Below are 8,783 nucleotides of genomic sequence, written 5' to 3' on the forward strand. Positions count from 1 at the left end.
CATCCTCAATCGTTATGCGATTGCCGCTCCCGGTCCCTCATCCAACATGCCTTGCTGTTGCTCCGCTTGCCCGCACGAGCGCCATCAGCATCGGGCCGATTGCAAACTCGCCCCGCTCTGTCCTTCGGGTCAGATTCCTGAGATAACCCCCAGGAGAATTGATATGCCCTCCCTTCTCCAGGATGCAGGCAATCACCGTCGCGGCATTTTCCGGCCCCATGCCTAAGCAGGCTTCCTCATAGGCCGAGGGACTGACGCCGAGCATCGAGCGTACGATCACCGCCGCCGACATCAGATCTCGCCAGTTGCCGATGGCTCCGCCGGGACCATAGTCAAGGATTTGAGGGCAGGCTTGCAGAACGAGGCCGAGCGGGAAGGATTTCAGGCTCGGCGCGGCCACCGGATCGGCCGCGCCTCCCGCTCCGTTGCTCATCCTGCCGGAAAGCTTCGGCTGCTCCAGTCTTCGCTCGTCAGGCGGTCCGGCGTTCGGCTCATTATCGGCCACAGCGCTTTCGCCCTGCTTCGTTTCGAAGCTTGGTTCAAGTTCATAGTTGGAGTTGGGGTTTGAATTCTGTTTGTGACGCTCAATGTGAGACTCATTGGCGTCTGTTTTTTGTCTTTTTACATGCCTTTCCAGCAGGTTGACGGCTTCGTCACGCAAGAGGCCCATCTCGTCGAGCACAGAAGCCAGGCTTTCGACTGTCGCCACGCGCGGAATTCTCGCGACAAGTGCGCGAAACATCAGCGTCATCGTCTCCCAGTCGCCCGGAATCGCTTCGTCGAGCGCCACCGAAATCAGTTTGGAGATATCACGTCGGCAAACCGTCAGGCGCTCTCGGGTCGCTCTCAGCAGTTCCCGGTCGGCGACCGTCTGGGCGGCCAGGCTTTCGATCTCGGCCGCGCGTGCGAGCAGCGGCGCGATACTGAAGCCGAAGGCTTCGCCGATGGCCCCTGCCCCGTCGCGGCGGGCATAGCGCTTTCCATTCGGGCTGTCCTTGCGCAGGATCAGGCCGGACTCGACCAGAACCGCCAGATGCCGCCGCAGCGTCGCCGGCGTCATTCCGCGAGCGCGAAGCGAAAGCTGCGCATTCGACGGGAAGACGATCAGGCCCTTCTCCTCAGAGATTTCATCATCGGGGTAAAAGGTCAAAAGCGCGTCGAGCACCGTCAGCGCTCGATCGGTCACGCCGAGCGACGGCCGCGCCTCGCAGATTGCCCGAAACAGCTTCCACTTGCTGCGTTTCATTCCCGGCTCGATGGTCTCGGCCAGTTGCTGGCTTGCCAGCATGCCAAGTGACATCGGCCGCCGCCCAAAGGGCGTCGTCACATATCCACTCTCCATTTGCCTTCACCTTCGTTCAGGCAAAAGAAAACCATCCACCAATTTGGTGCCTAAGACGCTTGACTGTGATTCGTGGAAATGCGATTCTCGATGTGCTTAAGATCTGAGAAGGGCTTCCACGACGGCGTCGTTGGGGGCCTTTTTCTTTTGCGCGCTACGCTCCTCTGTCCTTGTTGAACTCCTGGAACAGGCCCTTCAGCCTTTCCTGGACGAACTGATCGAAACCGGGTGCGGTCTTGCCGTCAAAGACGAAGGTCGCACCGGACGCTGTCGTTTTGATCATCACCGGCACGCCGCTAAGCTGGGTTTGGGCAATCGTCGGTTTCGCCGACGCCGTCCGTCTGGTAGCCAGCACGAGCGCCCGGTGAAACCGCTCGTCGCTCGAGATTTTTCGAGCGTCGTCCGCGGACAACTCGGCGATGATTTTCTCGATGTCGGCACCTTCAAGCCGCTCGCCCAGCTCCAACCACCGCCGACGACCGATATCGGGCGCCGCGCCGATGGCATTGACGAGATCAAGGGGAACCTGCCGTATGACGATCAGCATTCTCGACAGCGCCGCCTTATCGACGGCGAGAGCCGCCATGATCACATCGCGGCCGAAGCTCCGTTCTTCGAGCCTCGATGCGAAGAGCGCGCGCTCGATGTAGGAAAGATTGGTTCGAGCGCTGTTTTCCTGCCCCTGGCTGACGACCAGTTGACCGTCCGTGAGCTCGCGGATGACAGCGCGCACCCTGATGCCGATTACTCGAGTGGCGGCCAGACGACGATGGCCGTAGGCAACCTGATACCGTCCCTTGGTTTCGGGATGCGGACGGATGAGGATCGGAACCTGCTGACCGTGCTCGCGGATCTGCTCGACAAGCTGCGCGAGTTCCGTCGCGTCGATCGCCAATCGATCGCTGACGAAGGAGGCGTCGATCAGGGCGGGATCGAGCTCGACGATGGTCTGGCCGGCGGCAAGCTGCCGTTCCAGTTCACTCGCCCGCTCCATTTTCTCCGTAATATTGCCCAGCGTCTTGGTAATGCCGCCGACTGGCGCCGCGCTGCGCTCCTGCGGCACGAACCCGGCGATCGGGCGATTGTCGCGCGGTAGGACCATTTCCACCCTAGCCGGGCTCGGAGCAGAGATTTCGATGAGGTTCTTGCGCGCCATCGACTATTTCCTTCCCCAGGTGGAGCGAAGATGCGCCTCGATCTCGCTATTCACCAAGTTGAGGGACTCCAGCGCCCGATCATAGGTTCCGCGGGTGAACTGCGACCGCTCGACCTCGTAAAGGGTCTGCTTGGTGACGCCAGCGTCGGCGACTGCTGTCGACTTCACCATGGCGTTGTGGAGCATTCGGTTACCGAAGATCGCCCGCATGAAGCCAGTCATCTGGCTCTGCGGCCCGTCGTTCGGCTCGAAGCGCGTCACGAGATAGCGCATCCAGTCATAGCTGGTGCGCCCGCCGGCCTTCTCCACGACCGACATCAGCTCGCTCGTCATCGTCAGAAACTGCGACATCGACATGACGTCGAGCATCTGCGGATGGACCGTGATCAACACCGAGGTCGCTGCGCAGAGCGCCGACATCGTCAAGAACCCCAGCTGCGGCGGGCAGTCGATGACGACGACGTCGTAAAGACTTTCGATCTCGGTCAGGACCTCGCCAATGCGGGCGAAGAACATCGTCTCCGCTTTACCCGACGACATCGCCTTCGGCGTCTCGTGCTCGAACTCCATCAGCTCGAGATTTCCTGGAATGAGATGCAGATTGGGCGTATAGGTGGCGCGCACGATGTCGGCGATTGGGCGCGGATCCTCATAGCGGATGGCGCCGTATATGGTTTCGCCCTCACCGACGTCGAATTCCGGCTGATGGCCGAAAAGAGCCGACAACGAGGCCTGCGGGTCGAGGTCGACGGCGAGCACGCGGTAACCCCTGAGCGCCATGAACTGCGCCAAATGGGCTGCGGTCGTAGTCTTGCCCGAGCCGCCTTTGAAATTCATGACGGAGACGATCTGGAGCTTCTCTCCCGGCCTGCGGGCCGGCACATATTTCGGTGTTCCGTTTCGCTCGTCAAGAACCCGGCGAATCCGATCCATATCCGTTGCGCTATAGAGACGCCGTCCGTTGGCCAGCGGATCGGGCCCATGGCCATCGGCAGCCACCTGCCGGAGATAACCTTCGCCGATGCCGATAAAGGACGCAGCTTCCGCCGGCGAAAATGTTCTGATGGTCTTTTGGGAAAGCGGCGGGAAGATTTTTGCCTGATGCTGCTGAAGTTGATAGGACAACTCCTTCGCATCTGTTGCCAGAAGCGAAGGGAGATGCTCTTGATCGTCCTGAAGAGCAAGACTCGGCTGCATGATCTGTTTCCCAAATAACTGCGCAATTTTGAACGAAAGCGCCCCAGTTGCGCAGTTACTATATGCCGCGATTCGTGACTGAATTACAAATGCTTAACCAAAAGGCATGTCGAGGCATGCGAAACGGCCGCGGGAAGCTGGCGATTTGGCGGACCAATCGGCGGAATTTGCGCCCACCCGAGCTGCAGAAGAGCAAGGCCAATGCCGTCGTTATGCACATGAATTCATCGAATTTGACCCGGAGAAGCCAGCGGGCGGAAAACCTCGCGTCGGTCGGGTCGAGACGATAGCCGGAAATCGTGTAGCGTCCGCTGGCGCCTGGCCGGTCGCCCGATGGAAATCATCCGTTCCGCACAGACCGCGGCCAAGCCTACATGAGGCAATATCGTCGGCAAATGCCCCGCGCCATGGGCGAGACTATGCTCACCATTGCGCGGGGCGGTCGACGAACCGGGGGAGAATGCAACGAATAACGCTGGAGGCGGCATGTTCGATGGCTAACGTTCTGCAATCAAGCTTTTGTCACACCACGACCGGACCAATGTTGATCCGGCCGCGGGACCGTACCGCTTATTTGTTGGACGCAGCGTCTTCGATGACCTTCGCTACTTTATCGGGATGAGAAACCATTACGACGTGGGACGCACCTTTAACCACAACCGTCTCTTTGGAGCCCGCTCTTTCCGCCATCCATGCAAGCGCTGCCGGCGGTATGTTTTTATCCGCATCGCCGTAAACGAACCAGGAAGGGATATTCTTCCAGCTCGCCGAAGTTGAAGCCTCGCCAAGAGCCTTATCCGTGATCGGACGCTGCGTTGCGGCCATCAGCTTGCCCTCCGCCTTAGATACATCTGCGGCGAATTGATCGTGATACTCGCCCTGCTTGATGTACAGATCCTTTACTCCACCATCCAACAGCACCGGTTCGGCAAGGGTGGGTGCGAGCGTGCTTCCTGGAAACTTACCTGAAAGCGCGAGCGCCGTTTCTCCAACATCGGGCGCGAAGGCCGCGACGAAGACCAGCGATTTAACGTTCGCGCTGTGTGCTGCTGCCTCGTTGATGACTACGCCACCGTAGGAGTGACCGACGAGAACAACGTCGGTCTTCAATCCGGCGACCACTTTGCGCACATAATCGCCATCGGACGTGACGCTTCGAAGCGGATTAGCGACCGCCACCACCGGATATCCATCCTTTTCCAGACGTGTGATCACGCCATTCCAACTGGAGGCATCGGCAAATGCGCCATGAACAAGTACAACCGTCGGCTTTTCGGCCGCGTTGGCATGCAAAAGGCCAGCTACGGTCATTGCGGCGGCGGCGACAAACATCTTCACCATCATCAAACTCCTTTGTATCGTGTACGATTAAATTATGCACAACCATCCACAAAGGCAAGCCCTAAATTCCATATTCACTTTGATTTGAAATTGCCTTTGCCTCGTGTTCACGGTAACCGGTGTTCCGATGCCACATTGCGCTGGCTGCCCTAATCCGTGATCGACTCTATGGATTAGCAACGGGAGTTACTCCGGAGGTCGATGGCGTTGAAGGACGCGACAAATGTGCGCCGGTTGCGGTCATCGTCGAGTCATGATGGCCGCTCGAACGGTCTTCAGAAAGTCCGCGTACTTAACGCCGCTCGCACGGATAACGACCTGTTGCGCAATCATGAGACCAAACAGCATGTAAAGGAACGAAAACAGCCACCAGAGCGGGCGCATAAGGTCGTGCTGGATCACGTAAATGAAGGTGTAAAGAGAGATCGGAAACAGTACGAAGGCTGCCGTGACCAAGCCGGGCGAATAGAAGTGCTTCATCCGAAACATTCTGATCATAGCCGTATGCATCACCACTTCCATGATGCCGAGCATCATCGCGGACATTGCGAGAAACGGGACATTTGGAAAGAACAGTGGCACAAAGGCGATGACCAGCACGTAGGCGGCCGTGACGACTTCTCCAAACCAGCGGCTGCTGGCCGTGAAGTGGAGATGCTCGGTGATCAGTTCCACGAAGCCGCCGGGAAACCGCCCTTCCTCCCACAGGTGCATGACCAGTCCGATGAAGAACAGGCCGGACATTCTCTGAAGGACGGTTAGTGCCTCCCAGTTCACGCTGACATAGATTGCCACGCCGACGCCGAGCGCGGCCATGACGTAGAGATTTCGTTCGAGAATGAATCGGATCATGGCGTGGGTTCCTTCTGGTCGGGAATTGATGCGGCCATGCCGCGCAGGATCGTTTCCGCGTGTTGGCTGGCGAGGGCTTCAAGATCGGGCGCATTGGCCCTCGAACCGAACGCCTCGTGATAGAGGAGTGCCACCGAGATCGGGCCGATTATCGAAAAGGCATACAGCCTTGGATCGCCCGGCCTCACTTCGCCTCTGTCCTGCGCTTTGGCGACCATGCCTGCAATGAGATCGAGCATTCGTGCCGCCAGTTCATCATGCCAGACGGCGGCCAGATCGGGGAAGGCACGGCCTTCGGCAAGCATCACGCGGGCCAGACCGGGCAGACGATCATCGCCCAGGCTTTGAGCGGCCCGTTTGAGCAGCATCGGCACGAATTCGGCGAGCGACCCTTCAAAGGCCTTGCCAGCTTTCTCGACCACTTCAAGATGGTTGGTGAGCAGGTGTTGGACAACTGCACGAAACAGAGCCTCCTTGGTATCGAAGTAGCGATACAGCGTGCCTTTCGCGACGCCCGCCCGCCGTGCCACGTCGTCGAGTTTGGTGTTGGCAAACCCGTTTTCCGCAAACAGCGCCATCGCAGCATCGACGATCTCGGAAGGTCGAGCGTCTTTACGGCGGTTCCACTTTGGTTTCGCGTCTGTCATCGGCGACCCTGCTGCGAATGCCAGTCCTTTAGCCATGGAATGAGTGGCGACCACAGGAAGTTGAACAGTTGAATGCCGATCAGCGTGTCGCCCGAGATCAGGCCCCGCGAGAAAGCCACCAATGATGCAGCCAACACGCCGTTCACCAGTAGCCCGGCCAGAAAGATGGTAGCGATGCCAGATCTTCCGATGAGCGGGTTCTTCCAGGTGGCGAAGGCGACCCAGACAGACAGCGGAAGCAGCACGACGAACGCCGTGAGGACGCCTGGATTGTAGTCGCCCGTCGCTGCAAACATGCCGATATGGGACAACGCATTGACGAAATGGACACCGTAGAGGCCGAGGCCGACAAGCGGATACCGGCGGCTCAGCAACGCGCAGATCAGGCCTGCGATCCAGATCACCGGAATGTTGATCGCGACGTACAGGGACGGAGGGTAAGCACAGTCCGGATAGGGCGGTTGCCCGAATGTCGCGCAGACGAGATTAGGAAATGCGAAGAACTGCCCGAGCATGTCGACGCCATACTCCTCCGTCTGGTGGAGCATGTACCCGGCGGGAGCAAGCCAGGCCAGCCGTCGGGGATCACGCCAACGCGACTCGCTTCTTTCGCCGCGTAGCGCATCAGTCCCGAACAGCACCACGAGGAGGATCGCTGCAATGAATAGCCCGATCCACGGCCAGTTCATATCGAACCATCCAAAGGGCATGTGAACTCCTGTCTCGATGCTACAAACGGGCCTTGCATTGACGATTTGACTTGAAGAGAGCATAAATGACTCTGAAGTCAATTACGAGAACTGATCGTTCATCGCCATCCGCAAAGGAACAAGCTATGACCACTCCTGTTTTCGCCATACCTGAATCTACCCCGTTTGAAGACCTGCTTTCCCTGAAAGGCCGCCGTGCCATTATCACGGGTGGAACGCGCGGGATTGGCGAAGCCATCGTGCTGAGGCTCGCCCAGGCGGGTGCCGAAGTCGTCGTAACGGCGCGAGGCCAGGAAGCCCTCACCAAGATCGAGGAAAAGGTGTCGGCCTTCGGCGGGCGTGCCATCGGTTTGCAGGCCGACGCCAGCAAAATGGAAGACGCGAAGCGTGTGATCGATTTTACGGTCAGCAAGCTCGGCGGCGTCGATATTCTGGTCAACAACGCCGCCGTCTTCCCACCGCGCCTTTCGGTCGAAATGACTGAGGAGATTTGGGATCAGACCGTCGATACTGATCTGAAGGGTCCGTTCTTTCTCTCCAAGTTGGCGGCACTCGAAATGATCCAGGCCGGTCATGGCGGACGCATCATCAATGTGCTCTCGACAGAGATATTCAAACCCACCGGCTTCCTCGCCCCCTACGGCGCGGCGAAATCCGGACTGATGGCAGTAACGCAATCGATGGCGGTGGAACTCGGGCCACACGGTATTCAGGTCAACGCGGTCATTCCGGGTGCAACGATGACCGCCGAGCGGATTGCCATGATGCAGAATAGCGCGACCAAGGCACCGTTTTCGGATGCGCCGACCGACGCTCCGCTGACGCTCGCCAAGCAACAGGAATTGCTGCAGAAGGGCGGCTTGGCCGAGCATTTGGGCAACATGCCGCTCGGCCGAACCGGGTATCCTGACGACCTTGCCAAGGCCGTACTGTTCATGGCGTCTGATCTGGCGAGCTATGTGAACGGAACCTCTCTGACCGTCGATGGAGCGCAAACTCTTCGATGAAACCAAGGGTTCTCGGAGAGCATAACTGGTGGAGCTTCTCTGCGAACGCTTGGACACTGGTTCATGATGGCCTTCTTTATATGTGTTGTTCCGCCCGATAGTTCCACGGCAGAAGTTCTTCGATGTGCCTCTGCCTGTGACCCTCTACGATGGCAGTGAGCGTAGCGCTCAGATATGTGAATGGATCGACATCATTGAGCTTGCACGTCTCGACCAGCGAGGCGATGGTCGCCCAGTTCTCCGCCCCAGCGTCATGGCCAGCAAACAGAGCGTTCTTGCGGTTTAGCGCTATCGGTCGGATCGTTCTTTCGACGCTGTTGTTGTCGATCTCGACGCGGCCGTCGGTCAGGAACACGCACAGGCCATCCCAGTATTTGGCGATGTAGGCGAGCGCCTCGCCAAGCGGCGACTTGCCCGCGACACGGGCACGATGTTGGCTCAGCCAGGTCCGCATGTTAGCGATCAACAGCGCTGACCGTGTCTGCCTTCCAGTCAGACGTGCGTCGGGGTTGAGACCGCGCAGCTCGGCTT

9 protein-coding genes are annotated in these 8,783 nt (G+C 58.8%); 1 reads left to right on the forward strand and 8 read right to left on the reverse strand.

The genetic code is table 11. The features are described from left to right. Window positions 1-37: 37 nt before the first annotated feature. From repC to HJB83_RS06255, 7 genes are all read right to left on the reverse strand, one after another. Entirely contained in the window at window positions 38-1,342 is a 1,305-nt protein-coding gene (repC, locus tag HJB83_RS06225) for a plasmid replication protein RepC (RefSeq protein WP_221131439.1), read from the reverse strand. A 154-nt stretch (window positions 1,343-1,496) separates the two neighbouring features. Then, window positions 1,497-2,498, reverse strand: a complete 1,002-nt coding sequence (gene repB, locus HJB83_RS06230) for a plasmid partitioning protein RepB (RefSeq protein WP_221115038.1) — start codon at window positions 2,496-2,498, stop codon at window positions 1,497-1,499. Window positions 2,499-2,501: 3 nt separating this feature from the next. Further along, the gene (gene repA / locus HJB83_RS06235; protein ID WP_221115039.1) at window positions 2,502-3,695 is read right to left on the reverse strand and encodes a plasmid partitioning protein RepA; all 1,194 of its coding nucleotides are present in this window, start codon (window positions 3,693-3,695) and stop codon (window positions 2,502-2,504) included. A 570-nt stretch (window positions 3,696-4,265) separates the two neighbouring features. Next, window positions 4,266-5,036 carry an alpha/beta fold hydrolase gene (locus HJB83_RS06240; RefSeq protein WP_221131440.1) on the reverse strand — a complete coding sequence of 257 codons (771 nt, stop codon included), beginning with the start codon at window positions 5,034-5,036 and terminating at the stop codon, window positions 4,266-4,268. A gap of 240 nt (window positions 5,037-5,276) precedes the next feature. Then, the gene (locus HJB83_RS06245; RefSeq protein WP_221131441.1) at window positions 5,277-5,888 is read right to left on the reverse strand and encodes an HXXEE domain-containing protein; all 612 of its coding nucleotides are present in this window, start codon (window positions 5,886-5,888) and stop codon (window positions 5,277-5,279) included. After that, on the reverse strand, window positions 5,885-6,535 hold the full coding sequence (locus HJB83_RS06250) for a TetR/AcrR family transcriptional regulator (RefSeq protein WP_221115042.1): 651 nt from the start codon (window positions 6,533-6,535) through the stop codon (window positions 5,885-5,887). Before HJB83_RS06250 ends, HJB83_RS06245 begins: the two co-directional genes overlap by 4 nt. Further along, on the reverse strand, window positions 6,532-7,245 hold the full coding sequence (locus HJB83_RS06255; protein WP_221159544.1) for an HXXEE domain-containing protein: 714 nt from the start codon (window positions 7,243-7,245) through the stop codon (window positions 6,532-6,534). The genes HJB83_RS06250 and HJB83_RS06255 overlap by 4 nt, the downstream gene beginning before the upstream one ends. Window positions 7,246-7,370: 125 nt before the next feature. Between HJB83_RS06255 and HJB83_RS06260 the strand changes: the two genes are divergently transcribed. Then, window positions 7,371-8,252, forward strand: coding sequence for an SDR family NAD(P)-dependent oxidoreductase (locus HJB83_RS06260; RefSeq protein WP_221115044.1), 882 nt, complete (start codon window positions 7,371-7,373; stop codon window positions 8,250-8,252). Between the two features lie 76 nt (window positions 8,253-8,328). On the opposite strand, the gene HJB83_RS06265 is transcribed toward HJB83_RS06260, so the two are convergent. After that, window positions 8,329-8,783: transposase (locus HJB83_RS06265; protein ID WP_221131443.1), on the reverse strand; the 455-nt coding region annotated here is incomplete at its 5' end.

This window comes from Rhizobium sp. NZLR11 (genome assembly GCF_019685115.1).
Classification (GTDB): domain Bacteria; phylum Pseudomonadota; class Alphaproteobacteria; order Rhizobiales; family Rhizobiaceae; genus Rhizobium.

Bases quoted from the DNA above. Each gene is read 5' to 3' on its own strand.
- repC (WP_221131439.1), bottom strand. From the start codon at position 1,342: ATGGAGAGTGGATATGTGACGACGCCCTTTGGGCGGCGGCCGATGTCA.
- HJB83_RS06255 (WP_221159544.1), bottom strand. From the start codon at position 7,245: ATGCCCTTTGGATGGTTCGATATGAACTGGCCGTGGATCGGGCTATTC.
- HJB83_RS06260 (WP_221115044.1), top strand. From the start codon at position 7,371: ATGACCACTCCTGTTTTCGCCATACCTGAATCTACCCCGTTTGAAGAC.
- repB (WP_221115038.1), bottom strand. From the start codon at position 2,498: ATGGCGCGCAAGAACCTCATCGAAATCTCTGCTCCGAGCCCGGCTAGG.
- HJB83_RS06250 (WP_221115042.1), bottom strand. From the start codon at position 6,535: ATGACAGACGCGAAACCAAAGTGGAACCGCCGTAAAGACGCTCGACCT.
- HJB83_RS06245 (WP_221131441.1), bottom strand. From the start codon at position 5,888: ATGATCCGATTCATTCTCGAACGAAATCTCTACGTCATGGCCGCGCTC.
- repA (WP_221115039.1), bottom strand. From the start codon at position 3,695: ATGCAGCCGAGTCTTGCTCTTCAGGACGATCAAGAGCATCTCCCTTCG.
- HJB83_RS06240 (WP_221131440.1), bottom strand. From the start codon at position 5,036: ATGGTGAAGATGTTTGTCGCCGCCGCCGCAATGACCGTAGCTGGCCTT.